This window comes from Halopiger xanaduensis SH-6, from assembly GCF_000217715.1.
Lineage (GTDB): Archaea > Halobacteriota > Halobacteria > Halobacteriales > Natrialbaceae > Halopiger > Halopiger xanaduensis.
On the sequence record NC_015666.1, the window covers coordinates 771,171 to 794,975 of the forward strand.

The window sequence follows — 23,805 nt, forward strand, 5'->3', positions numbered from 1 at the left end:
TACTGGGTCCGCGATGCTCGGACGACGGACGCGAACGGCTGAAGTATGTCTGACGATAACACACAACATGGAACGATACCCACCGAAAACGACCTCGCGGCGGACCCGCCCACGTGTTCGACGTGCGAAATCGAGATGGAACTCCGGAACGAGGGGACGATGAAGACGATCCCGGTTATCGGACGCGAGGTCGAGTTCCGGCAGTTCAACTGTCCGCGGTGCGGACAGGGCGCTCGGTTCGAACGAAGTGCACCCGACGAGGAGTGGACGCGCTCGATCCAGTAGTTCAGTTAAATTGATCGGCTCGAGGCCGCGTTGATCGGCTTGAGTTCCTCGAGTCGTCGGAGGGTCGACTCAGGGCGGCGTCACGACCGCTCGCCCCTCGATCTCGTTGTGCTCGAGGCGCTCCGCGACCGCGTTGATATCCGCCAGATCGTACCGCTCGGTCCGCAGTTCGACGTCGCCGCGGTCGACCAGCGCGACGAGTTCCTGCAGTTCGGCGTACTGGCCGACGAGCGTGCCCTTGAAGGAGAACTCGCCGTCGACAAGCGCCTGGCAGGGTTCGTGGATGTGGCCGCCGTAGCCGATGATGTGGTGGTCGCCGCCGGCGGCGACGATGTCGGGCGCGGCGCCGGTCGTCTCGTCGGCGCCCACGAAGTCGAGCACCTGCTGGGCGCCCTCGTCGTCGGTCAGGTCCGCGACGGCGTCGGCGAGGTCCTCCTCGGCGGAGTTGACCGTGTGTCGCGCGCCGAGGTCCTCGGCCAACTCGAGCGCTTCGTCCTTGACGTCGACGGCGAGGATGTCGGCGGCGCTCATCGCCTCGAGACACTGGAGGCCGATGTGGCCGAGGCCGCCGATGCCGATGACGACGCAGGCGTCGCCGGGGTTCAGTTCGTCGACGGCCTTCTTGGCGGCGTGGTAGGCCGTGATCCCCGCGTCGGCGTGGGGTGCGATCTCGGTCGGATCGATGCCGTCGGGCAGCGGGATCACCGCGCGCTCGTTGGTCTGGAGGAACTCGGCGAAGCCGCCGTCGGTTGTGAGGCCGTTGAACGCCGAATTCTCGCAGTACATGTCCTCGCCGAGCCGGCAGGGCCGACAGATGCCGCAGGTCTGGACGGGGTGACAGATCACGGGATCGCCTTCCTCGACCAGGGTCACCTCCTCGCCCGTCTCGGCGACGATGCCGGCGTTCTCGTGGCCCAGCGTCATCGGCAGGTCCTGGGGCGCGTAGTCCGCCCACATCCCCTCGATGATGTGGTTGTCCGTCTGGCACCAGCCCGCGCCCTCGACCTCGACCAGCACCTGATCGGAGCGCTCGAGTTCCGGGCGGTCGACGTCGTCGATCCGCAGCGCCTCGCTCATGTCGTCGGTGTACTCGTGGAGTCGGGCTGCTTGCATGGTAGCATACCGCACTTCACCGTACACGACGTAAACGTTCACCCCGCCTCTCTATCGCCGAACATATTGGGAAACAATCAACTCGAGCCGAAAGTGTTGGATGAACGTCTACTGTCATCGCATATAGTTGTCCCTTCCGGTGGCAGTCTACTAATTTGTGGGAAAGAATAATTAAGAACCGTGTTGACTGCCCGCGTGCCATGTATCAGCATGATGGTGAGGACGTCTTCGTGATCGACGCCCACGTGCACCTGTGGGACGCGACCGAGGAGAACATCCAACACGAGGGCGGGGAGGAGTTCATCCAGTGCTTCTACGACTACCACACGACGTTCACGCCCGAGGACCGGCAGTGGAGCATGGAAGAGTACCGCAAGTACGGCGCCGAGCGGATGGTCGAGGACATGTTCGGCAACGCGGCGGTCGACATGGGCATCTTCCAGCCGACGTACCTCACGGACTTCTACGAGGAGGGGTTCAACACCACCGAGCAGAACGCCGAACTCGCCGACGAGTATCCCGAACGGTTCGTCCTCAACGGCAGCTTCGATCCGCGGGACGGCGACGAGGGCCTCGAGTACCTCGAGGAACTCCACGAGACCTACGACGTGCCGGGCGTCAAACTCTACACCGCCGAGTGGCGCGACGAGTCGAAGGGGTGGCGCCTCGACGACGAGGAGGCCTTCCGGTTCCTCGAGAAGTGCGCCGACCTCGGGATCGAGAACATTCACGCCCACAAGGGGCCGACGATCCGCCCCCTCAACCGCGACGCATTCGACGTGGCGGACGTCGACGACGCCGCGTCGTCGTTCCCGGAACTCAACTTCATCGTCGAGCACGTCGGCCTGCCTCGCCTCGACGACTTCTGCTGGATCGCCGCCCAGGAGAACAACGTCTACGGCGGGCTCGCGGTCGCCGCCCCGTTCGCCCAGAACCGCCCCGGCAAGTTCTCGGAGATCATGTCCGAACTGCTCTGGTGGCTCGGCGAGGACCGGATCCTCTTCGGCTCCGACTACGCGCTGTGGAACCCCGACTGGCTCGTCGAAGAGGTCATGGAAGCCGAGTTCCTGCAGGAACACCGCATGGAGTACGGCGTCGAGTGGGACCTCGAGACGAAAAAGAAGGTCATGGGCGAGAACGCCGCCGAACTGTACGACATCGATCTCGAGGAAAAGCGCCGCCAGTTCCAGGACGACGACATCAGCGAGCGGTTCGGCCTCGAGGACCACTACGCCAGCGAGGAACCAGCCCCCGCGGACGACTAATGAGTGAAACCGAATCCGACGGCCGCGCCGGGTCTCCCGCCCCGACTCGAGCGGCCGTCCGCGACCGACTGGATCGGGTCACCGACCCCGAACTCGACCGTTCGATCGTCGAACTCGAGTATATCGACGCGATCGAGATCGACGGCGACCGCGTCACGGTCGAGTTCACGCTCCCCACCGCGTGGTGCTCGCCGGCCTTCGCCTGGATGATGGCCGTCGACGCCCGCGACGAGGTCGAGTCGCTGCCGGCGGTCGAGGAGGCCCGTATCGTCCTGGACGAGCACATGCACGCCGAGGAAATCAACCGCGGCGTGAACGAGCGGCGCTCCTTCGCCGAGTCGTTCCCGGACGCCGACGGCGACGTCGAAGCCGTCCGCGCCGACCTCGACGAGAAGGCCCGCGTCGCCCGCCAGTACGACGCCGTTGAAACCCTGCTCGAGGCCGGCCTCGAGCCCGAAACGATCGTCGATCTGCGGCCGGCCGACCTCGAGCGGTACGAACTCGAGGGCGCCGACGACGGCGGGGCGGGAGCGGAAGCCGAACGCATCGCTATCTACGTACAAGACCGGACGGTCGCCGTCACCGTCCCCGCGGCGCCGATCGACCGCTACCTCGAGAAGGCCCGCGAGACGGGCGCGCTCGCGGCCCCGACCGAGCCGCTGTTTCGAACGCCGGACGGGGAGCCGATCGACCTCGAGTCGTTCGACCTCGTCCACCGGCGGGGCCGGCTCGCGCAGGTCAACATGTCGAGCCAGGGCGGCATCTGCGACGGGTTGCGCGAAGCCAGAGAACGGCGGTTCGGCGGCGAGGGGAGCGCCACGGGCGACGCCGAGACGGCGGACGACTGAGCCGCAGCGGGGCGACGCGGCCAACTCTCGGCTCGAGCGGCGCGTTCCTTAAATCCCGACCCAGAGCGGTTCGTCGGAATCGTTCTCGTCCGATTCGATGGTGTTCGAATCGTCGCTCTCGTTGCCGTCCCAGTCGGTCAGATCGAGTCCGCCGCCGGAGTCCTCGAGCGCGTCGCCGTCGGGCGTCGCCCACGGCATGACCTCGCAGCTTCGGTTCTCGAGGCCGGCCTCCTGGTCGACGAAGATGGCGGTCCGCATGTCGTAGTTACAGCGGATCGCGTCGCCGTCCTCGGGAATCGTCACCGTCTCGCCGTTGATGGTCATCGCGAGTTGGGCGCGCATCTCGGCGTCGGTGAACTCCTCGTTGTCGACGTGGGTCGCGAACCACGAGACGATGTCGTCGTTCTCCATTTCGGCGACGAACGTGATCTCGCGGGTTCCCTGCGGCGGAATCGTCGTGTCGGAGGCCGCGTCGAGCAACTCGACCTCGTGGGCGTCCCACTGGGCGACCATCCGGTCGTTGAACTCCATCTCGCCCGTCAGCGCGGGCGTCGGCAGCGGGTAGGCGTTCGGGTTGTGCACCTCGAACGTGAGGTGCAGTTCGGTCCGGTTCTCGGTGACCTCGCCCCACTCGGCGTCGGTGTCGCGGATTTCGACGGTCGGCTCGACCAACTCCTGCTGCGGGCCGGAGCCGGTCCGTACCGGCGACAGCGAGTGCTCGCCCTCCTGTGCCGCCAGCGACTCCTCGATCATCGTCTCGAGGTCCGTCTCGATCTCGTCTTCGTGGGTGTAGGAGGGCGACCCGGAGAACGGGCCGAGGCTGGCGTGGGCCGTCACGTCGGCCTCGAGGGCGCTCACCTCGTCGTTCCGGACGTGGGAGGCCCACCACGACGGCAATTGCTGGTACCGCATGTCCGTCCGAATCTCGGTCGTCGAGTTGCCCGAAGGCACCGCAACCCCGTCGACCGATCCGTTCGCGAGGTCGACGTCGTTCATCGAGAGGTCGTACTCGAGGGTCACGTCGTCGAGTTCGATCCCCGGATTCGGGTTGTCGATCCAGACCGTCGAGATCACCTCGATCCGTTCGTCGCTTACCTCGCCCCACTCGTTGTCCGCGAGGCCGGCGTCTGGGAGGCCGACGACGCCGGCGGCGTACAGTCCGCCGAGCGCGCCGGCGGAACAGACGCTGAGGACGAGGACGACCGACAGCACTCTCCTGATCATTCGTCCGGCCACAGGAACCGACGTCCAATATAGATGGTTGGTTCGAAATCGAGTATAAACGCCGAATTTGACACGATAGCGACGCGATCGAGCCGAAACGCGTCGCGTACTGACTCGAGTTTTGCAGTTCGCTGAGAACGGGAGCGGATGGACGCCGACGGCGGCGTCACAGTGGGACTACTTCTCGACCTCGAGCAGCGCGACCCGCTCGCGGACCAGCGCCGCGAGCGACGCGTCCGTCGCCTCGCGTTCGGCGTCGGTGATCTCGAAGAATTCGCACAGCGTCGCCTCGTCCGGCGACTCGAGCGTCGGCGTTCGTTCGACGAACGCCTCGAGGTCGGCGAGGTCGGCGATTGCGGCGGATTCGTTCCCGCCGCTACCGCGGCCGGACTGGCTATCGACCAGCACGACCGCCCGGTTCTCGCCCTCGTCGACGCCCATTGCGAGCGCGCGGTCGATCTGTCGGCGGCCGGCGGCGTACAGCAGGATCTCGACCGCGCGGTTCCGGGCGACGTTCTCGCCGCGGTCGATGGCCCGATCGGCCAGTTCGACGGCCCGCTCTACGTGCCTGCGGTCGGCGACGTAGCGGGCGTCGAACGCCTGGATCGTGACGTCGTGTTTGTCGCCGATCTCGTTGATCGCAGTGACGAACGAATCGAGGTCGTCGATTTCGAGGCGGCATTCGAGTAGCTCCATCAGAAATCACCCAGGCTGGACTGGCTCTCGTCGGCGTCGGCCGATTCGGCCGTCTCGGCGTCGTTGGCGTTCGGTTCGTCCCCAGCACTCGAGTCGCCGGTCGTCCCGCCGGCGTCCCCGCTCGCCGGCTCGACCTCGTCCATCGACGGGTCCTCGCGACCGGCGTTCTCGAGGATGTTCTCGGCCGTTTTCTTCCCCTTGAGTACGTTCAAGATGACGCCCTTGTCGGCGTTCCGGAGGTCCGCGGGCTCCTCGATGCCGGCCTCGTAGAGCCGGCGGGCGCGCTTGCGGCCGACGCCGCCGACCGAGACGAGCTCGAGTAGTTCGTCGCCGACGCCGTGTTCGACGCGGGCGCGGGCCTCCCGGACCGCGACGGTCCACTCGCTGTCGATCTCCCGCGCGAGCGACTCGGCGGCCCCGAGCAGCCACTCGGCGGTGTCGACCTTCCCGCGCAGGTCGCCGGGGCCGATCTTGTACCGCTCGGTGATGCGCTCCTCGTCGTCTTCTTCGGCCCAGTCCTCGAGCAGCTTCCCCGTCTTGAGGGCGGCGAGCCAGTCCTCGAAGCGCTCCTCTTCGAACTCGCTGGGCGCGTCGCCGAGCAGTTCGGCTTCTCGTTCGTAGTAGAGCTCCCCGAACTTCTCGTCCTCGCCCGATCGGAGGTAGAGTTCGTACATGTCCGGCGTGCGCGAGACCAGTTGGTAGAGTCCCAGCGCGGTCGGCCGGTCGTCGGCGCTCTCGAGGCCGTGAACGATCTCGGCGGCGCTCATCGGATCGAGGTAGAGCCGCGAGACGGTGTGACCGAGGCTGGTGGCCTCGAGTTCCTCCTCCCTGTCGTTTTGCTCGGCGAGATCGGCCGCAGAGGTGAACGCACCGTCGCCGGCGCCCGCGTCGCTCGCACCGCCGGAGCGCTCGATAAAGTCGTTCCGCTCGAGATAGTCCAGCACGTCGTCGGCGACGCGTTCGAGCCGCCCCGGCTCGCTGGACTGGCTCGCGTACAGCGTCGCCTCGAGGAACTCGAGCAGGCCCTCGCGGGTGCGGGCGAACCCGGACGCGATGGTCGCCAGCACGTGCGTCCGCAGGGCGGGTTCGGCCGCCAGCTTCGAGCGCACCGGCTCCGGGTCGGCCCAGACGTACCGGTCGAACAGCTCCTGACTCTCGTCGTGGTTCTTCGCCAGCAGGACGGCCTCGCCGTAGGGATCCAGTCCCGGCCGCCCCGCCCGGCCCATCATCTGGTGGACCTCGAGGACGTCCAGCGGGGCCATCCCGCCGGCGCTGGGGTCGAACCGCCGCCAGTCGCGGACGATGACGCGGCGAGCGGGCGTGTTGACGCCGGCCGCGAGCGTCGGCGTCGCCGAGATCACCTTCAGCAGGCGGTCGCGGAAGGCGTCCTCGACGATCGATCGCTGCGTGGAAGAGAGCCCGGCGTGGTGGAAGGCCGAGCCGCGCTCGACGCAGTCGGCCAGGTCCTTGCTGGTCTCTGTGTCGCTGTCGTCCCGAATCTCCTCGGCTAACTCGGCGAGTTGGTCCTCCTCTTCGGGTGTGAGTTCGCGGCTCGCAACTTTTCCTAGCCGGCGGGCGGCGGCTTCGGCGTTGCGCCGCGAGTTGACGAACACAAGCGAGGAGCCCCCCTCCTGCAGAATGTCCCGGACGAGCGCGGCCTCCTGCTTCTCCGAGCCCTCGACGGGCACTTCTCTGGTCGATCCGTCGTCGAAGTTCAGCGCGTTCCCGTAGTGGACGCCCATCCGGAGGTCGATCGGCCGCCAGTCGGTCTCGACCAGTTCGGCGTCGAGCCAGTCGGCGATTTCGTCGGCGTTGCCGACCGTTGCCGACAGCGCGACCGTCTGCAGATCGGGGTTGAGCTTGCGGAGTTTGGCGAGGGTCACCTCGAGCGTCGGCCCCCGATTCCGGTCGTCGATGAGGTGGACCTCATCGCTGACGACGCAGGTCAGATCGGAGAGCCAGTCCGCGCCGTTTCGCACGAGCGAGTCGACCTTCTCGCTGGTGGCGACGACGATGTCCTTCGTGGCGAGCCAGTCGCTGGTCGACTCGTAGTTGCCGGTCGCGACGCCCGCGGTCACGCCGAACTCCTCGTAGGCTTCGAACTCCGCCTTCTTCTCGCTGGCCAGGGCCCGCAGCGGGACGATGTACAGCGCCTTCCCGCCGCGCTGGACCGCCGACAGCATCGAGAGGGCGGCGATCATCGTCTTGCCGCTGGCGGTCGGCACCGCGGCGACGAGGCTGTCGCCCTCCGTCGCGCCGGCCTCGACGGCCTCGGCCTGTGGCGGGTAGAGCTCCTCGATACCCTGGTCCCGAAAGTGGGAGACGGCACCGGGTGGGAGCCCGGACAGCTCCTCGACGTTCATTACCCGCGTTTGGCGCGTGTCGCGGTTTAAACTGTCGTCTCCGGTCCCGTCGTTCGGACTCCCGGATCCGAGTCCGCGACCGGACGGACCGGTCCGCCGGCGCGTTCCGTCCGCGACTGCCGTCTACCGGATCGTCCCGGCAGTTCTCTCCGCCGATACCGTCCGAACCCCCAACCATTTAGACGAACGCGACGCGCTTCGCTGTATGCCCGAACAGCTATCGGACATCCAGCAGGCGATCGCGACGTCGCCGACGCCGGCCGCGGAGTTCGAGCGACTGTCGCGGCGCCGACAGCGGGAGGTGTTCTACCTCCTCCCGGAGACGGTTCGCCGGTCGCTCGTCGAGGATCTCGACCCCGACGGGTTACGGGAGTTCGTCCGACGGCTCGACCCCGACGAGGCCGCGGACGTCCTGGAACTGACCGACGAATCCACGCGGACGGACGTGCTCCGTCACCTCGACGAGAGTCGGCGCGAGAAAGTCGAGTTCCTGCTCGAGTTCAGTCCCGAGAGCGCGGCCGGCCTCATGGACCTCGACTACGTCACCGTCGAGATCGATCGGGACCTCGAGGCCGTCGCGCAGCGAGTGCAGCGGTTCGAGGAAGGGACCGGCCGAATTCCGCTCATCTTCGTCACCGACGACGGGGAACTCGCGGGCGAACTCCCCGGACAGGCGCTGGCGATGGTCGACGACGGAGCGGAGATCCGCGAACACGTCCACGAAACGCCCGCGGTCAGGTACGACGTCCCCGACGAAGACGTCGTCGAGGTGTTCCGGGAGCACCCCGAGAGTTCGGTGGCCGTGCTGGACGACGACGGCACGATTATGGGAGTCATCCACGCCGAAGATCTCCTTCGGGTCGTCGAGGAGGAGGCGACCGAGACGCTCTACGAGTTCACGGGTGTCCAGGAGGAGGAGAGCATCCTCGACGGGCCGCTCTCGAAGGTGCGATACCGGTACAAGTGGCTGATCATCAACCTCGGAACGGCGTTCCTGGCGGCCGGGGCGGTCGGCTTCTTCGAGGACACCATCGCGGCGTTCACGCTGCTCGCGGTGTACATGCCGGTCGTCGCCGGGATGGGCGGCAACGCCGGCACGCAGTCGATGGCCGTGACCGTCCGCGGCATCGCCCTCGATCAGATTTCGCTGTCGACCGGGGGGCGGGCCGTCGTCAACGAGATCGTCGCGGGCGCTGCGAACGGTCTCATTACGGGCGTCCTCGTCGCGCTCATCGCGTCGGTGTTCAATCAGAGTCCCCTCCTGGGTCTCGTCCTCGGCGTGTCGATGGTGTTGAACCTCGTCATCGCCGGCTTCTTCGGCACGATCATCCCGCTGCTCCTCGATAAGATCGGCAAGGATCCGGCGACGTCGGCGACGATCTTCATCACGACGATGACCGACGTCCTCGGCTTTTTCATCTTCCTCGGACTGGCGCAGGCTGTCCTCTGAGACGGCCGCCACCCAGCCCGAGGCCGACGCCGACCATCGCGCCCGTCGTCGCGAACGCCGCGGGGATCGGATACCGCGTGTAGATGCCGATCCCCATGAACGTCGCCGCGGTGAGCAGCCCCGCGGTGGCCGCAAGCGGCGTGATCGCGACCCCGTCGATGAGGTCGGCGCCGACGGTCTCCGAGATGCTCCCGCCCTGCATGAGCGCCCCCGCGGTCGCGAGCAGCCCGATGACGAACGCGGCCCGCATCGTCGAGATCGCGTTCGCGCCGATCGCCGGCGCGAACGGCGGCGAGTTACTGTTGGCGGCGAGGACCCACGCCATACAGAGACAGGCGACCACGGCGGTTCCGATAACGAGCGCAGACGAGGGAGCGACCATTTCGTCCGTCGAGTTTTCATGACGGGCTGTAAAAGCGTTCCCGCGACGTGCGGAACGCTCGTGACGGGGACGGCCGGCCGAAAACCGCTCGGTACCACTGTCGATTCCCGTTCGCTATTATGCCCTATTGATTTCAACCATAGTAAACACGATAGTAATATAAAGGATAGTTAGTGCGTTCGTGGGCCTCTCGCATGCAGTATGCGACGACGACAATTCGTCACGGCTCTGGGTGCGACTGGACTCCTCGGCGCAACCGGCGCGGTCGGCGCGGAGTCGGCCGGCGGGAACGGCCGTCGAGGAAGTGATATCGAGAACGTGATCGTCCTGATCGGCGACGGCATGGGGTTCGACCCGATCGAGGTCACGTCGGTCGTCCACGGCGATCTGTCGCTGCAGTCGATGACCGGCGTCGGCTACACTCGGACAAACTCCCGCAGCGGGGAGGTTACCGACTCCGCGGCGGCCGGGACCGCGCTCGCGACGGGCCACAAGGCGTTCAACGGACAGGTCTCCGTCCGCGGCGACGAGGACTACGAGGATCCGACGCCGCTGGTGACCCAGCTCGAGCTGGCACAGGCACAGGGGAAGGCGACAGGCTTGGTCTCGACGACCCGGATCACCCACGCGACGCCGGCCGTCTACGCCTCCCACGTCCCCGATCGCGACATGGAGGCGGCGATCGCACAGCAGTACGTCGAGAGCGACGTCGACGTGCTCATGGGCGGCGGTCGCCGCGAGTTCGACGACGCGTTGCTCGATCGGGCGCGGAACGCGGGCTACGAAGTCCTGTTCGACGAGAGCGACCTCGAAGCCGCCAGCGGCGATCGTTTGCTCGGCCTGTTCGACGACAGCCACATCACCTACACCCTCGACCGCGACGAGTCGATCCCCTCGCTGCCCGCGATGACCGCCGCCGCGGTCGACCGCCTCGAAGGGGGCGACGACGGCTTCTTCCTGATGGTCGAGGGCGGCCGGATCGATCACGCCGAACACGGCAACGACATCCAGACGACGGTCGCCGAGACGAAGGAGTTCGACGCGGTCGTCGACTGGGCGCTCGAGTACGCCGAGGGCCGCGACGACACGCTGGTCGTCGTCGCCTCCGACCACGAGACCGGCGGGCTGGCGACCGGCAACGACTACGGGTCGCCGATCGACGCGGAGGCGATCCGGAACGCGCGGGCGAGCAACGCGGCCATCGCCGAGTCTATCGAGGGCGGCAAACCGGTGCGCGAGACGGTCGAAGCGCACGTCGACGTCGACCTCACCGACGAGGACGTCGCGCGGATCGAGGACGTCGTCGGCGCCGACGATCCCTACGCCCTCTCGAACGAACTCGGGGCGGTCGTCTCCGACCACCTCGGCGTCTCGTGGGCCTCGAACGTCCACACCGGCCCGGCACAGACGGTCATGGCCGCCGGCGCCGACGTCGACCCGTTCAACGGCTGGATCCACCACACCGACCTCTCGGTGACCGTCACCGCACTGCTGCTGTTCGGTCGCCTCCCCGACGTCTCCGAGAACGAGCGCGAGGCCTGGGAACAAAAGGTCGTCAAGAACGGTCCGAAGGGCCGTCGCGACGCCGCCCTCGCCCTCGAATACGTCGGTCCCGTCACCGACGACGTGACGAAGGCGCTCGATCGCGACGGCAACGGCGTCGTCGACTACGGGGACGTTCTCAGTATCCTCGAGGGTGATTCCCCGTCCCCGTCGGCGAAGGCGAGTCACCGCCGCGAGGCTCCCTACTCGGCCCACGACGTGTAGACGCCTAGGCGGGCGCGTAGACGCCGCCTCGGCGGTCGGATTCGATCGATCCGCGTCGCCGCCACGAAGCGGGTCGTTCCGGTTCGTTCGGTGCGGACGACCGGCGGCGTCCCGTCACTGCTTTACTTCCTTCCGCCGAACGCTCACGTATGAAAGTGGAATTCGACGAGGACGTCTGTATCGGGATGTTCCAGTGCGTCGCCGAGTGGGACGCCTTCGAGGAGAACAAGTCGACGGGGAAGGCCGACCTCGCGGACAGCGAGGAGGTTGAGGACGGCGTCTTCGTCCGCGAGGTGCCCGACGACGCGGAACTCGACGCGAAGTTCGCCGCGCGTACGTGCCCCGTCGACGCGATCAAGATTTACGATGATGACGGCGAGCAGTTGATCCCGTAACGTCGGCGATTCGACGCATTCTCGCGGTCGACGACGGTCCCGCAAAAAAGCGACGGCGGTTCGATCGGTCCGCTTCCGGCCGATCGATCTTCCGTTACGCGATCTTCTCGTACTGCTCCGAGAGCTTCTCGGCGGCCTCGCCGAGCTGGTTGCGCTCGAACTCGGTGAGGCCCCACTCGACGATCTCCTCGACGCCGTCCGAGCCGAGCTTACAGGGGACGCCGAAGGCGGCGTCCTCGTGGCCGTACTCGCCCTCGAGTTTCACGCTGCAGGGCAGCACCTCGCCGGTATCCCGGAGGATGGCCTCGACCGTGTGGCCGACGCCCGTGGCCGGGCCCCACTGCGTGGCGCCCTTCTTCTCGATGACGTTCATCGCCGAGGTCTGGAGCTCCTCGAGGAGTTCCTCCTTCTCAGCGTCGTCGAACTCGAGGTCCTGCCCGTTCACTCGCACTTTGGAGAACACGGGGACCTGGGCGTCGCCGTGCTCGCCGAGGATGGTCGCCTCGACGTTCTGGACGGGCGCGTCGAACCGTTCGGCGATGACGTAGCGGAAGCGGGCGGAGTCGAGGCGGCCGCCGAAGCCGATCACCTTCTCGCGTGCGCGCTCGCCCGACTCGTAGAGGTGGCGGTTCAGCAGGTCGACCGGATTCGACGTGGTGACGGTGACGAAGTCGTCGTTGTGCTCGGCCAGCGAGGAGCCGATGTCCTCCATGATCGGCGCGTTGTCGCCCGCCAGGTCGATCCGGGTCTGGCCCGGCTGGCGCGGGATGCCGGCGGTGATGACGACGACGTCCGAGCCGGCGGTGTCCTCGTAGCCGCCCTGCCGGATCGTCGTGTTCGAATCGTACGCTGCGCCGTGGTTGACGTCGGCGGCCTGGCCGATCGTGTCGTCTTCCTTGTCCGGAATGTCGACCAGCACCAGTTCGTCCGCGACGTCCCGAAGCGCGATGTTGTAGGCGGCGGCGGCCCCGACCGTTCCGGCCGCGCCGACCACGCTAACTTTCGTCATACTGTGTAACTCTCTACCATCCGCCGCGTTAAATCCGTCGAAAACGGGCGCTTCAGCCGGTTCGACGAATTTTCTGTTCGACGGTTGTCGAATCGAGGGGTCGGCGGTCGCCGCTAATCGAATCGTCCATACGGCCCGCCGCCGCCCACTCGAGTATGCGCGTCAGCGTCATCGGCGGCGGCATCATCACGGACGAGGAAGCGGCGATCGCCGAGGCAGTCGGCCGCGAACTCGCAGCGCGGGGACACACGGTCGTCTGCGGCGGCCGCGGGGGCACGATGGAAGCGGTCTGTCGCGGCGCGAAAGCCGAGGGCGGGACGACCATCGGCATCCTCCCGTCGGCGGACACAGCCGAGGCCAACGACTACGTCGACGTCCCGATCGCGACCGGGCTCGGTCACGCCAGAAACGCGCTCGTCCCGCTGAACGGCGACGCCGTCATCGCGCTTTCCGGCGGCGTCGGCACCTTCACCGAGCTCGGCTTCGCCGGCATCTACGACCGCCCCGTCGTCGGCCTCGCAACTCACGACGTCTCGGATCTCGAGGACCTCGCGCTCGAGATCGAGACCGTCGAAACTCCTGCAGCGGCCGTCGATGCGGTCGAAGCGGCGCTCGAGTGACCGACGGAAGAACCGATACCACCTTCTCACTTCGCACGGGCCGATTCGATATGAGCGACGACGATGCGACGCGATCCGATCTGTACGTGATCCGCGAGGAACTTCCGGACCCCGAAACGTTTGCTCATCTGCGCGAGGCCGCCGGGATGCCGCCCCGCTCGCTCGAGGGGATCGAACGCGGCCTCCCGAACTCGCTGTTCGGCGTCGTCGCGGTCCACGAGCCGACCGACGAGGTCGTCGGCATGGGTCGGATCGTCGGCGACGGTGGAACCGTCTACCAGATTTCGGATATGGCCGTTCACCCCGATCATCAGGGCCAGGGGCTGGGAACCCGGATCATGGCGGCGCTCGAGAGCTACCTCGAGGAGGCGGCGCCGCCGGACGCGTACGTGAACCTGATGGCGGACGTCGACGGCTTCTACGAGCGGTTCGGCTACGAGGAGACGCGTCCCGCCTCGAAGGGGATGTATCGGCGAACGGAGTGAGTCGGTCGCACCGCTCGAGGATGCACCACAACGATACCGTCGTCCCGTCGCAGCTTTTTCGACGGCCCGCCACCTCTAGTCGCGTATGAGCGATTTCGACAAGGAAGCCGAGCGCGAAAAACTCCGGGAGAAGTACGAGCGCGACAAGGCCGAGCGGGAGGCTACTCAGCGGATGAGCGACCTGTTGCTCAAGGGCGCGACGATGACCAACACGCACTGTGGCACCTGCGGCGACCCGCTGTTCAAGCAGGACGGGACTACCTTCTGTCCGAGCTGTCACGGCAACCCGGACGCCGTCGAGGGGACTGACCTCGAGGCCCAACCGGCCGAGGAATCGCCCGGCGCTGCCGGGGCTGACGAGTCCGCTGCCGCCGCGACCGATGCGTCGGCGCAGTCGATCGACGTCGAGTCGCCATCCGATGCCGACGCAGCGGCAGGCACTGGCGCTGCCGAGACGGCGTCGACGGCCGGCACCAGCGCCGAGCCCGACCGGACCGACTCGAGCGGCACGGATGAGCGGGATCGACCTGCAAGCGCCTCGAGCGAGCGCAGCCGCGAGTCCACCGATCGCTCGCGACGCACTCAGCAGGCCGGTAACGCGGAGGAACCGTCCGAGTCGCAGTCACGATCACCCGCCACCGCTGCCGACCGCCGCGGCCAGGAGCCGGCCGCTGGGGCACATCAGGCCGACGGGCGTCGCAGCGGGTCGACCCGCCGCGCGGCCGCGTCGCCGCCGGTCGACGGCGACCTCGAGAGCGCCCGCGAGTCGCTCGTCCAGGCCGTAGAGAAGTTCGCCGGCGAGGCCGCCGCCACGGACGATCCCCGGTACGCGAAGGAGTGTCTCGAGGCCGCACGCGAGGCCGGCGAGGCGCTGTCGACGCTCCGGTAATCGCGGTATCGGTATCGACCGGCTCGGTGCCGTCCCCTCGACGCCCGTTCGCCGCCGTATTCTCGTTCTCCGAGCGTCGCGATTCGAGGCGATCGGATCGACTCGACCCCGCCGTCGACACGATCGTGTGCGGTACCGCCATCGAACCCTCAGTCCCGCTGTGGACCCGTTCGCCTCGCGTTTCTTCGCGAGCTGTGCGCGTCTCTGCACTTATATACTTGCGGCGAACATGTTTCCGGCACTTCCCACCCGCTAAGAACTGATTTGCCCCGTTATACGTCGGGTCTTCGTAGGGGACACCGTATGAAAGATCGTATCGGCGCACCCGGATTGGGGCTCTCTCGACGCGAGTTCGTTGCGGCGACCGGTGTCGGTGCGGCGACCGCGCTCGCCGGCTGTACCTCGAGTCAGGACGGCTCGGAGGCGCAACCGGCGACGACGGACGCGTCCTCGGACGACGGGGACGAGGGAGACGACCTTCCCTGGACGAGTTCGCCCGAAGTCGTCAACGTGGACGAACAGGGCGGCAGCGTCACGCTGCGCTCGGTGACGGCCAAGCACGCCGTCCACCCGCTGGACTCGATGGGCGGCCCGGTCGAACTGCCCCGCGTGTGGGCGTTCCAGGCCGACGACGGCGAGCCGAGCGTTCCCGGCCCCATCATCCGAACGACCGAGGGCAACGACATCGAGGTGACGCTGGACAACACGGACGCCGACCACGCCCACACGCTGCACTTCCACGGCGTCCGCAAGACGTGGGAGAACGACGGCGTGCCGACGACGACCGGCATCACGGTCGGGCCCGGCGAGAAGCACACCTACTCGATCCCGGCGAACGTTCCCGGCACGCACCTCTACCACTGCCACTACCAGACGCACCGCCACATCGACATGGGGATGTACGGCATCTTCCGCGTCGATCCGAAGGGGTACGAGCCCGCCGACAAGGAGTACTTCTTCACCGTCAAGGACTGGGACTCCCGACTGAACCGCCAGTACGCCGGCGAGGACGTCGACTACAGCACCCGCGACCGCAAACCGGACGTGTTCACCATCAACGGGAAGAGCCTGCCGCGGACGCTCCACCCCGAAGACGGCTCGCCGATCATCGTCGACCACGGCGACACCGTCCGGCTCCACATGGTCAACGCGGGCTACATGTCCCACCCGATGCACACGCACAACCACCGGTTCCGCCTCGTCGAGAAGGACGGCGGCCAGGTCCCCGAGGCGGCCCAGTACGAACAGGACATCACCAACATCGCACCCGCTGAGCGGCACACGATCGAGTTCGAGGCCGACGCCGAACCCGGCATCTACCTGATGCACTGCCACAAGGTCGACCACGCGATGAACGGGAACGCCTACCCTGGCGGGATGGTCAACGGCATCGTCTACCGCGACGCCATGGACTCCGATATCTTCGCGGAGATGATGGACTACGCGGGCTACGAGGGCTGACGAAGCCCAATTTAGTCAACTTCGTTCTGAATCTCGAGTCCAGTTCTCGAGACCCGGATCATCGGCATAACCGGTTCAACTGTACTCGTTTCCGTTCCGTTACTGCTGGCCCTGATACCGACTGCCGACGACTTCCCGAATCCGCTCGGCGGTCACCTGACCGACGCCGTCGGCCTCCTGTAACTCGTCTTCCGTTGCGATCATCGCCCCCTCGACGGTTCCGAACTCCTCGAGCAGCGACCGCGCCGTCACGGGACCGATCTCGGCGATCGAGGCGACGACGTACTCCTGTTGCTCGGCCAGCGTCTTCGACTGCTTCTCGCCGTGGACCGACACCTCGCGGTCGGCGGTCTCCTGCTCGCGGCCCGCGATCGTCGCCAGCAGTTCGGTGGTGTCGTCCTCGCTTTCGGTTCGGAGCACGCTCGCGTCGAAGTCGACCGCCAGGCTCGAGAGCGCCCCCCGGATGGCGTTAGGGTGGATGTCCCGCTGCTCGTACAGGCCCTCGCCCTCGACCACGACGATGGGCCGGGAGTAGTGGCGGGCCATCGCGCCGATCTGCTCGAAGACTGAGCGGTCGCCCCCGACCAGCGAGTCGACGAAGTCCGCGACGGACTTGCGCTCGACGACGACCCGGTCCGAGAGAACGTAGTCGCCGACGTCTAACGTCTCGAGGCTGACCTCGATCTCGTCGCGCCTCGAGAGGTCCCGCGCGATGTTGGCGTCCATCTCGCGCTGGTCGGCGACGATTTCGATGGCGTCGCCTTCGGCGGACGGTTCGTGCGTTTCGACGTCGTCCGCTTCGTCAGCACCCCCCGAACTCGGGTCGGCCTCGCCGGCGAAGTCCCGCAGTCCGGGCTGTGTCGCATCCCCCTCATTTCCAGTGGAAGAATCCGTGACGGCGTCGGGGTCCCCCTCTCTAGCGTCTACTTTCACTTCGCTTTTCTCGCCTCGGCTCGCGGCGTCGCCGCTCGCCCCGTCCGAGGAGCGTTGCTCCTCGTTCCCGTCGAAATCCGTCAGCGCCTGCTGGGAGTCGTCGAGTTCCTCCGCGAGGTCGTCGGCCATCCCCTTCAGTTCGCGCAGTTCGTTTTCCATCTCCTTCTCGCGCCGGCGGGAGATCCAGAAGTAGGCCTCGTCGCGGGTGTCCTCGGCCATGAGGACGACGACGCGGCCCTCCGACTGGCGGCCGGTTCGGCCCTTGCGCTGGATCGAGCGGATCGCCGTGGGAACGGGCTCGTAGAACAGCACGAGGTCGACTTCCGGCACGTCCAGCCCTTCCTCGGCGACCGAGGTCGAGACGAGCACCTCGAACTCGCCGGCGCGGAACTCGTCTAACACCTCTTGCTGCTCCGTCTGAGTCATACCGTCGGACCCCTCGCGGTCGCCCTGGCCGACGAACCGCTTTGCGTCGAAGCTCTCGCTCAAGAAATCCGTCAGCGCCTCGGCCGTGTCCCGGGACTCGGTGAAGACGATCACGCGCTCGCCACCCTCGAGGCCGAGCGTCTCGGCCAGCAGCATTCGCGTCTTTCGGTACTTGGGGTGGATTTCGTCGAAGTCCTCGGCCTTGCGCATGGCCTCCCGAACCCGCGGATCGGAGACCATTCGCTGGCTGGCCTTCGAGGCGCCGGAGGAGCGGGCCTGGTTGCGCTGGCGATCGAAGTACCGGCGGACCGCCTCGACGCTCTGCGTTTCCACGAGCGTGACGGCCTGGCGGAGCTTCATCACCTCGGCGTGGATCGACATCCCCTCGAACCCCTCCGACTGGTCGTTGTTGATCAGCTGTTGCAGCTCCGCGCGCATCTTGTTCAGGTCCTTCTGGGACTGGTCGGGCTGGGTCGAGCTCGCGATGCCCAGTTCTTTGAGCTTCTCGAGGCGCTCCTTGATGACCTCGTTCAGCGTATCGCGGATTTCGAGCACCTCGTCGGGGAGGTCGATGCGCTCCCACTCGACGTCGGTGTCGTGGGTGAACTCGGAGACGTCGGCGTCCTCCTCGGTCATCACCTCGACTTCCTCGAGGCCGAGGTTCTCGCAGACCTCAAGGATGGCCTCCTCGTCGCCGCCGGGCGAGGCCGACATGCCGGTCACGAGCGGCTTCTTCGCGTCCTCGTGGTAGCGCTCGGCGATGTAGTTGTAGGCGTAGTCGCCGGTGGCGCGGTGGCACTCGTCGAAGGTGATGTGAGTGACCTCGGCAAGCGAAATACGGGAGCCGACGAGGTCGTTCTCGATCACCTGCGGGGTCGCCATCACGACCGTCGCCTCCTGCCAGGTCTCGGCGCGGTCGTCCGGGCTGACGTCGCCGGTGAAGACGACGATCTCCTCGTCGGGGATCTGGAGGGCCTCGCGGTAGAAGTCGGCGTGTTGCTGGACGAGCGGCTTCGTCGGCGCGAGCATGAGCGACTTCCCGCCGACCTCCTCGAGCCGGCGGGCCGTCACGAGCAGGCTCACGGTCGTCTTCCCCAGTCCCGTGGGGAGACAGACGAGCGTGTGGTGGTTCGCGGCCGTGCCCGCGAGCCGCAGCTGGTAGAGGCGGCGTTCGAGGAAGTCGGGCTCGAGCAGCGGGTGGTCGATGGCGGGCGGTTCCTCGTCCTGGGCTGCCATTGCCGGCGATTCGACGCGGTCGCGGTTAAGGGTTGAGAAAGCGCGGTGAAAGTGATATCATCGACGCTCGCGACGGTCCGCAGCCGTCATCGCTCGTCAGTCCGCGGCGGGTTGGCCCGCCGACGCGGCGTTCGGACCCGCAATCTCGCGTCGCCGCGCGTCGGCTGCCGCTCGGAAGGCGGCCGCAAGGTGTCGGATCCGCTCGTCCGAATATGAGGCCCCCTCGTCGTCTTTCCGGGCTGTCCCCTCGTCGAACCGGTCTCGCCCGATCCACGCGATGGCCGTGCGGAGCCACTCGAGGAACCGTTTTACCCGCCCCTGTGAACGATCCCGATCCTCGTCAACTGGTCCCTCGACCGCCCCCTTTGCCGGTCGGCTCGTTCGCTCGATGTACCCCTCGAGTCGCGCCCGAATCGTCACGAGTTCCTGCAGCATGAGGTCGCCGTCGGGCTCGACGCCGGTTAGCTCGACCAGCAGGTCGCGGTGGGCGTCGAGCGAGAGTCGCCACTCCTCGTCGTCGACCTCGAACCCCTCGAGACCGTCGAACTGCGGCGGCGTTCGGTCCTCCCTCACTCGAATCCGTAACTCCCTCCCCATGTGATGTGATCGCGTACATACTAATACGTATTAAACAGTTCGAATAGTATAAACATTCGAGCGTACATATTTGAACTCGACAGGCAGCAGCGCAAATTTCGCAGTGCTGATTCGTACTCGATCCTGGATAAATATGTTATCTACGTATAGCTATAAACTCTACTGTATGTAACATATAACGGCTTATTTTCTATTTTCCGAAAGGTCCCGCCACAGAACTCGTGACGATTGTATCCGCATCCGGCGACGACGCATCGTTTACTCAACAGCGGATCGATATCGATCGCTACGACGACGTCTACGTCGTCGGCGACGTTCACGGCTGCCCCGATGCCCTCGAACGATTGTTCTCGACGCTCGAGTTCGGGTCGAGCGATCTCGCGATCTTCGTCGGCGACCTGGTGCGGAAAGGACCGGACAGCAAGGCGGTACTCGACCGTGTCAAGTCGTCGCCGCAGTTGCGGTCCGTCCGGGGAAACAACGAACAGAAGCTCCTCGACGGTCGCGCCGAGCTTCCGGCACTCGATGAGTCCGATCGTCAGTACATCGAATCGCTTCCGACCGCCATCTCGTGGGAGGGCAATCTGGTCGTCCACGGCGGCGTCGACCCGAGCCGTCCCCTTCTCGAGCACTCGAACGGCGACTTGCTGACGATGCGCAGCCCGAACGGCGACGGCTACGACGGGCCGTTCTGGTTCGACGAGTACGCCGACGGTCCGCGGGTGTTCTTCGGCCACACGGTGCTCGAGGAGCCCCTCGAGCGGGAGTGTGCGGTCGGACTCGACACCGGCTGCGTCTACGGCGGCCACCTCACGGCGTACGACGTTCGCCGCGAGCGGTTCGTGAGCGTTTCGACGCCCGAACACGAGGCGCGGCCGGACGAGAAGTTCGTCGCCGCCGGGGAGCGGTAACGGGGGACCCAGCATGAACGGAGATGACACGTCCGAAGCGGACTGCGGGGGACGGGACTCGAAATCGACGGCGAACTCGAATCGGGATCCCAGCGACGGGCCGATCGTTCGGCCGATGAGTGACGGAGGGTCGCCGAGGGACGACGAGTCGGCCGACGACGAACCGACCCTCGCGTTCCGGTCGGACGAGGGCGGAGGCGACCGCGCTGCCGACGCGACTGACGTCCAATCGGACGACGATGTCGAGAACACCACAGCCGAATCCGCGCCGGATGCGGATTCCGGCGACGCGACGACCGACACAGAATCACTCCTCGAGCGCCAATCCCGACCGGCGTCACTCGACGTCGATCTCTCCGATCCGAGGTACTACCTCAACCGCGAACTCAGCGAACTCGCCTTCCAGCGGCGGGTGCTTCACGAAGCGATCGACGAGAAGAACCCGCTGCTCGAGCGCGTGAAGTTCCTCGCGATCTTCACGAAGAACGTCGACGAGTTCATCCGCAAGCGCGTCGGCGGGCTGAAACAGCAGATCGCCGCCGGCATCACCGAGGAAACGCCCGACGGACGTACGCCCCGCGAGCAGTGGCGCGAAGTGCTGGACGAAACCCACGAACTCCTCGAGCGGCAAGCCGCGTGTTACCGCGACGAGATCGAGCCCGCGCTGGCCGACGAGGGGATCGACATCGTCGACTACGCGGACCTCTCGGACTCCGAACGCCGCGAGGTCCGGGACTACTTCGAGAGTTCGGTGCTGCCGACGCTAACCCCGCTGACCTTCGATCCGGCCCACCCGTTCCCGTTCATCTCGAATCAGAGCCTCTCGCTGGCCGTGCTCACGCGCGAACGGTCGGGCGACGACCTGACGTTCTCGCGGGTGAAGATTCCGCGCAATCAGGTCCGGTTCGTCCAGCTCGGCGAGGGCGACGGCGACGACCGCTACGTCCTCTTAGAGGAGGTCGTCCGCGAGAACCTCGATCTGCTCTTTCCCGACGTCGAGATCGTCGACACGGCGCTGTTCCGCGTGACCCGCAACGCCGAGGTGCGCCGCGACGAGGAGGTCGCCGAGGACCTGATCGAGATGGTCGAGGAGGTCTTAGAGGAGCGGCGGTTCGCGACCGTCGTGCGCCTCGAGATCGAGCAGGAGCCGCCCGAGCAGATCCGCGAGATTCTCACGCGGGAACTCGACCTCGACGATCGGGAGGTGTTCGAACTGGCGGGCCCGCTCGACTACCGGGACTTCTTCGAACTGGCTGACCTCGATCGCCCCGAGTTGCGGTTGCCCGAGTGGACGCCACAGTCGCATCCGCGGCTGGGATCGCGCGAGGACGGTCGCTCGATCTTCGACGTGATCCGCGACCGCGACGTGCTCGTCCACCACCCCTACCACGCCTTCGAGGATACCGTCCAGCGATTCTTAGAGGAGGCGGCTAACGATCCCGACGTGCTGGCGATCAAGGCCGCGATCTACCGGACCGCAAGCGACTCGAAGATCGTCGAGACGCTCATCGAGGCCGCCCGCAACGGCAAACAGGTCGCGGTCATGGTCGAACTCAAGGCTCGCTTCGACGAGGAGAACAACCTCGAGTGGGCCAAGAAACTCGAGGAGGAGGGGATCCACGTCGCCTACGGGACGATCGGCTACAAGACACACACGAAGACGTCGCTGGTCGTCCGCGAGGAGGACGACGGCGTCCAGTTGTACTCCCACATCGGGACCGGCAACTACCACTCCGAGACCGCCAAACAGTACGAGGACCTCGGCCTCCTGACGGCGGATCGGGACATCGGCCAGGACCTCGTGCGCGTGTTCAACTACTTCACCGGTCACTCGATGCACCGCGAGTACCGGAAGCTGCTCGTCGCCCCCGGCAACATGCGCGAGCGGTTCGTCGATCTCGTTCGCGAGGCGGCCGAGCGCGCCCGCAACGGCGAGGACGCCCGGATCGTCCTCAAGGTCAACCGCCTCGAGGACCCGGAACTCGTCCGGGAACTGTACGCGGCGTCGATGGCCGGCGTCGACATCGATCTCATCGTCCGGGACATCTGCCGACTGCGCCCGGGCCTCGAGGACGTCAGCGAGACCATCACCGTCCACAGCGTCGTCGGGCGCTTCCTCGAGCACTCGCGGATCTTCTACTTCCGTGCGGGCGGCGAGGAGCGGTACTTTACCGGGTCGGCGGACTGGATGGAACGCAACCTCGACAACCGCGTCGAAGCGGTCGCCCCGATCGAGGATCCGCGGCTCCAGTCCCGTCTCGACGAGGTTCTCGAGACGCTGCTCGCGGATACCCGAAACCGGTGGGTGATGCGATCGGACGGTTCGTACGAGCGGTGTCGGCAACGGGTCGACGAGCCCTCGCCTGACGCCCACGCGACGTTCATGGAGGCCGCCTGGGAACGAACGACCCGGCACTGACCGGAATCGGGGTCGAGAGTGGGTTCGCGGACTTTATCAGGGCTGGTTCGTGATCGGGCGGGTGGATAGCGCGCGTCGAACGGAGGCGGCGAGTGAGAAACAGCGGGCAACGCGTCGACAACTCGCCGCCGCCGCGGGAACACGCCCGACGCGCGTGCTCCCTATTCGGGGTGTGGAGCACCACTCCAGCGGGCGAGGGGGTTTCCTCGTCCCGGTGGTCTACGTCGTTTCGCCGTTCAAGGCCCCTTGGACGATTCGTTCGATCTCCTGCTCGAGATCGGCGTCTTGCTCGATGCCTTGCTCAACGTCCGCGCTTTGTTCGCCAAAGTTCGTCTGGTCCGTCTGCTGGACCTGGATCAGCGGCGCGTCGCCCGTCTCGCCGGAGAGCGAGTTCACGTTCGCCTGGTTCTGTTCCTGCGCGAGGTCAGCGACGTTCGCAGCGGCTTGGTCGAGATCCGCGTCTTGGTCGGTTTCGTTGTCCTGTGCGGCGGCTGTGCCCATAAACAGGAGGCCACCGACGAGTGCGACTGTGAGTACGATTGCAAGTGTTCGCTTCATGCTTTTACACTCCGGGCACGTACGAGGAGACGGCGTCGCCACTGGTCTAGGCCCCGGTGGGACGCCCCGTTGTCGGGACGCCTCGCCGTCCTCGCGTACGTGACCCGGCCGAGAGTAGCGCCGGTGAGCGTATTAAGCGCGATATATAGTCCCATTTATATGTGTCATATTTGAGCACGGAAACGGTGCTGCTATTGCAAGTAACAGACATATGTGTCGGAATCCCCCCGCGAGTAAACTCGGGCGAATCGCCGAATTCTCCTCGGCTATCTGTGTAATGAGAATTTATACGTAGACGCGAACTGCCGTTTCCGACCGCTGATTGCTCGTCTTATTTCCGCTGGGGATACGGATCGTTCGTAGGCGATACCGGGGGGTTTCGAACCGTCCCAATCTCTCTTTGTGGGTGGAGAGCACACATTGGGTGGCTATCTCGTCGCTTTTGCAAACCAGACCGGCCTGGAGCTCCCGCC

The 23,805-nt window shown here is 66.3% G+C and carries 20 protein-coding genes and 1 pseudogene; 12 read left to right on the forward strand and 9 right to left on the reverse strand.

The features are described 5' to 3' along the window. Positions 1-45: 45 nt before the first annotated feature. On the forward strand, positions 46-285 hold the full coding sequence (locus HALXA_RS03815; protein ID WP_013878992.1) for a hypothetical protein: 240 nt from the start codon (positions 46-48) through the stop codon (positions 283-285). A gap of 69 nt (positions 286-354) precedes the next feature. Here the strand turns inward: HALXA_RS03815 and HALXA_RS03820 are convergent, their stop codons facing one another. After that, on the reverse strand, positions 355-1,398 hold the full coding sequence (locus HALXA_RS03820) for an NAD(P)-dependent alcohol dehydrogenase (protein ID WP_013878993.1): 1,044 nt from the start codon (positions 1,396-1,398) through the stop codon (positions 355-357). Between the two features lie 200 nt (positions 1,399-1,598). Here HALXA_RS03820 and HALXA_RS03825 point away from each other — a divergent pair, with 200 nt between their 5' ends. Then, positions 1,599-2,663 (forward strand): amidohydrolase family protein, encoded by a 1,065-nt coding sequence (locus HALXA_RS03825; protein WP_013878994.1) that lies wholly within the window; start codon positions 1,599-1,601, stop codon positions 2,661-2,663. After that, positions 2,663-3,511, forward strand: coding sequence for an iron-sulfur cluster assembly protein (locus HALXA_RS03830; protein WP_013878995.1), 849 nt, complete (start codon positions 2,663-2,665; stop codon positions 3,509-3,511). The genes HALXA_RS03825 and HALXA_RS03830 overlap by 1 nt, the downstream gene beginning before the upstream one ends. Positions 3,512-3,559: 48 nt before the next feature. On the opposite strand, the gene HALXA_RS03835 is transcribed toward HALXA_RS03830, so the two are convergent. From HALXA_RS03835 to HALXA_RS03845, 3 genes are all read right to left on the reverse strand, one after another. After that, positions 3,560-4,735, reverse strand: a complete 1,176-nt coding sequence (locus HALXA_RS03835; RefSeq protein ID WP_013878996.1) for an LEA type 2 family protein — start codon at positions 4,733-4,735, stop codon at positions 3,560-3,562. Positions 4,736-4,912: 177 nt separating this feature from the next. Continuing rightward, the gene (cgi121, locus tag HALXA_RS03840; protein ID WP_013878997.1) at positions 4,913-5,431 is read right to left on the reverse strand and encodes a KEOPS complex subunit Cgi121; all 519 of its coding nucleotides are present in this window, start codon (positions 5,429-5,431) and stop codon (positions 4,913-4,915) included. Continuing rightward, positions 5,431-7,794, reverse strand: coding sequence for an ATP-dependent DNA helicase (locus HALXA_RS03845; RefSeq protein ID WP_013878998.1), 2,364 nt, complete (start codon positions 7,792-7,794; stop codon positions 5,431-5,433). Before HALXA_RS03845 ends, cgi121 begins: the two co-directional genes overlap by 1 nt. Before the next feature lie 205 nt (positions 7,795-7,999). On the opposite strand from HALXA_RS03845, the gene HALXA_RS03850 reads away from it, so the two are divergent. Then, positions 8,000-9,244 (forward strand): magnesium transporter, encoded by a 1,245-nt coding sequence (locus HALXA_RS03850; RefSeq protein WP_013878999.1) that lies wholly within the window; start codon positions 8,000-8,002, stop codon positions 9,242-9,244. Positions 9,245-9,251: 7 nt separating this feature from the next. Here the strand turns inward: HALXA_RS03850 and HALXA_RS03855 are convergent. After that, a pseudogene (locus HALXA_RS03855) lies at positions 9,252-9,626 on the reverse strand (inorganic phosphate transporter); the annotation flags it as partial. Between the two features lie 201 nt (positions 9,627-9,827). On the opposite strand from HALXA_RS03855, the gene HALXA_RS03860 reads away from it, so the two are divergent. Next, complete coding sequence (locus HALXA_RS03860; protein WP_013879001.1) at positions 9,828-11,393, forward strand: alkaline phosphatase; 1,566 nt, start codon at positions 9,828-9,830, stop codon at positions 11,391-11,393. A gap of 149 nt (positions 11,394-11,542) precedes the next feature. Further along, on the forward strand, positions 11,543-11,788 hold the full coding sequence (locus HALXA_RS03865; RefSeq protein WP_013879002.1) for a ferredoxin: 246 nt from the start codon (positions 11,543-11,545) through the stop codon (positions 11,786-11,788). Between the two features lie 94 nt (positions 11,789-11,882). On the opposite strand, the gene mdh is transcribed toward HALXA_RS03865, so the two are convergent. After that, the gene (mdh, locus tag HALXA_RS03870) at positions 11,883-12,797 is read right to left on the reverse strand and encodes a malate dehydrogenase (protein WP_013879003.1); all 915 of its coding nucleotides are present in this window, start codon (positions 12,795-12,797) and stop codon (positions 11,883-11,885) included. A 155-nt stretch (positions 12,798-12,952) separates the two neighbouring features. Between mdh and HALXA_RS03875 the strand changes: the two genes are divergently transcribed. The 4 genes from HALXA_RS03875 (at position 12,953) to HALXA_RS03890 (ending at position 16,252) form a co-directional block, all read left to right on the forward strand. Further along, positions 12,953-13,417 carry a TIGR00725 family protein gene (locus tag HALXA_RS03875; protein WP_013879004.1) on the forward strand — a complete coding sequence of 155 codons (465 nt, stop codon included), beginning with the start codon at positions 12,953-12,955 and terminating at the stop codon, positions 13,415-13,417. A gap of 50 nt (positions 13,418-13,467) precedes the next feature. After that, positions 13,468-13,902: a GNAT family N-acetyltransferase gene (locus tag HALXA_RS03880; protein ID WP_013879005.1), complete on the forward strand. Its 435-nt coding sequence runs from the start codon at positions 13,468-13,470 to the stop codon at positions 13,900-13,902. Positions 13,903-13,987: 85 nt separating this feature from the next. Continuing rightward, positions 13,988-14,791, forward strand: a complete 804-nt coding sequence (locus HALXA_RS03885) for an Sjogren's syndrome/scleroderma autoantigen 1 family protein (RefSeq protein ID WP_013879006.1) — start codon at positions 13,988-13,990, stop codon at positions 14,789-14,791. Positions 14,792-15,094: 303 nt separating this feature from the next. Beyond that, positions 15,095-16,252 carry a multicopper oxidase domain-containing protein gene (locus tag HALXA_RS03890; protein WP_013879007.1) on the forward strand — a complete coding sequence of 386 codons (1,158 nt, stop codon included), beginning with the start codon at positions 15,095-15,097 and terminating at the stop codon, positions 16,250-16,252. A 99-nt stretch (positions 16,253-16,351) separates the two neighbouring features. Here the strand turns inward: HALXA_RS03890 and HALXA_RS03895 are convergent, their stop codons facing one another. Next, the gene (locus HALXA_RS03895) at positions 16,352-18,847 is read right to left on the reverse strand and encodes a DEAD/DEAH box helicase (protein WP_013879008.1); all 2,496 of its coding nucleotides are present in this window, start codon (positions 18,845-18,847) and stop codon (positions 16,352-16,354) included. Between the two features lie 96 nt (positions 18,848-18,943). Continuing rightward, positions 18,944-19,444 (reverse strand): hypothetical protein, encoded by a 501-nt coding sequence (locus HALXA_RS03900; protein ID WP_013879009.1) that lies wholly within the window; start codon positions 19,442-19,444, stop codon positions 18,944-18,946. A 221-nt stretch (positions 19,445-19,665) separates the two neighbouring features. On the opposite strand from HALXA_RS03900, the gene HALXA_RS03905 reads away from it, so the two are divergent. Beyond that, entirely contained in the window at positions 19,666-20,355 is a 690-nt protein-coding gene (locus HALXA_RS03905; protein WP_013879010.1) for a metallophosphoesterase family protein, read from the forward strand. A 115-nt stretch (positions 20,356-20,470) separates the two neighbouring features. Next, positions 20,471-22,774 carry a polyphosphate kinase 1 gene (ppk1, locus tag HALXA_RS03910; protein ID WP_013879011.1) on the forward strand — a complete coding sequence of 768 codons (2,304 nt, stop codon included), beginning with the start codon at positions 20,471-20,473 and terminating at the stop codon, positions 22,772-22,774. Between the two features lie 219 nt (positions 22,775-22,993). Here ppk1 and HALXA_RS03915 read toward each other — a convergent pair whose 3' ends face one another. After that, positions 22,994-23,332 carry an acetylglutamate kinase gene (locus HALXA_RS03915; RefSeq protein WP_148263629.1) on the reverse strand — a complete coding sequence of 113 codons (339 nt, stop codon included), beginning with the start codon at positions 23,330-23,332 and terminating at the stop codon, positions 22,994-22,996. Positions 23,333-23,805: the final 473 nt, after the last annotated feature.

What these genes read in the sequence shown, in the direction of transcription:
- HALXA_RS03815 (WP_013878992.1), top strand. Translation starts at nt 46, where the DNA reads ATGTCTGACGATAACACACAACATGGAACGATACCCACCGAAAACGAC.
- HALXA_RS03820 (WP_013878993.1), bottom strand. Translation starts at nt 1,398, where the DNA reads ATGCAAGCAGCCCGACTCCACGAGTACACCGACGACATGAGCGAGGCG.
- HALXA_RS03825 (WP_013878994.1), top strand. Translation starts at nt 1,599, where the DNA reads ATGTATCAGCATGATGGTGAGGACGTCTTCGTGATCGACGCCCACGTG.
- HALXA_RS03830 (WP_013878995.1), top strand. Translation starts at nt 2,663, where the DNA reads ATGAGTGAAACCGAATCCGACGGCCGCGCCGGGTCTCCCGCCCCGACT.
- HALXA_RS03835 (WP_013878996.1), bottom strand. Translation starts at nt 4,735, where the DNA reads ATGATCAGGAGAGTGCTGTCGGTCGTCCTCGTCCTCAGCGTCTGTTCC.
- cgi121 (WP_013878997.1), bottom strand. Translation starts at nt 5,431, where the DNA reads ATGGAGCTACTCGAATGCCGCCTCGAAATCGACGACCTCGATTCGTTC.
- HALXA_RS03845 (WP_013878998.1), bottom strand. Translation starts at nt 7,794, where the DNA reads ATGAACGTCGAGGAGCTGTCCGGGCTCCCACCCGGTGCCGTCTCCCAC.
- HALXA_RS03850 (WP_013878999.1), top strand. Translation starts at nt 8,000, where the DNA reads ATGCCCGAACAGCTATCGGACATCCAGCAGGCGATCGCGACGTCGCCG.
- HALXA_RS03860 (WP_013879001.1), top strand. Translation starts at nt 9,828, where the DNA reads ATGCGACGACGACAATTCGTCACGGCTCTGGGTGCGACTGGACTCCTC.
- HALXA_RS03865 (WP_013879002.1), top strand. Translation starts at nt 11,543, where the DNA reads ATGAAAGTGGAATTCGACGAGGACGTCTGTATCGGGATGTTCCAGTGC.
- mdh (WP_013879003.1), bottom strand. Translation starts at nt 12,797, where the DNA reads ATGACGAAAGTTAGCGTGGTCGGCGCGGCCGGAACGGTCGGGGCCGCC.
- HALXA_RS03875 (WP_013879004.1), top strand. Translation starts at nt 12,953, where the DNA reads ATGCGCGTCAGCGTCATCGGCGGCGGCATCATCACGGACGAGGAAGCG.
- HALXA_RS03880 (WP_013879005.1), top strand. Translation starts at nt 13,468, where the DNA reads ATGAGCGACGACGATGCGACGCGATCCGATCTGTACGTGATCCGCGAG.
- HALXA_RS03885 (WP_013879006.1), top strand. Translation starts at nt 13,988, where the DNA reads ATGAGCGATTTCGACAAGGAAGCCGAGCGCGAAAAACTCCGGGAGAAG.
- HALXA_RS03890 (WP_013879007.1), top strand. Translation starts at nt 15,095, where the DNA reads ATGAAAGATCGTATCGGCGCACCCGGATTGGGGCTCTCTCGACGCGAG.
- HALXA_RS03895 (WP_013879008.1), bottom strand. Translation starts at nt 18,847, where the DNA reads ATGGCAGCCCAGGACGAGGAACCGCCCGCCATCGACCACCCGCTGCTC.
- HALXA_RS03900 (WP_013879009.1), bottom strand. Translation starts at nt 19,444, where the DNA reads ATGGGGAGGGAGTTACGGATTCGAGTGAGGGAGGACCGAACGCCGCCG.
- ppk1 (WP_013879011.1), top strand. Translation starts at nt 20,471, where the DNA reads ATGAGTGACGGAGGGTCGCCGAGGGACGACGAGTCGGCCGACGACGAA.
- HALXA_RS03915 (WP_148263629.1), bottom strand. Translation starts at nt 23,332, where the DNA reads ATGAAGCGAACACTTGCAATCGTACTCACAGTCGCACTCGTCGGTGGC.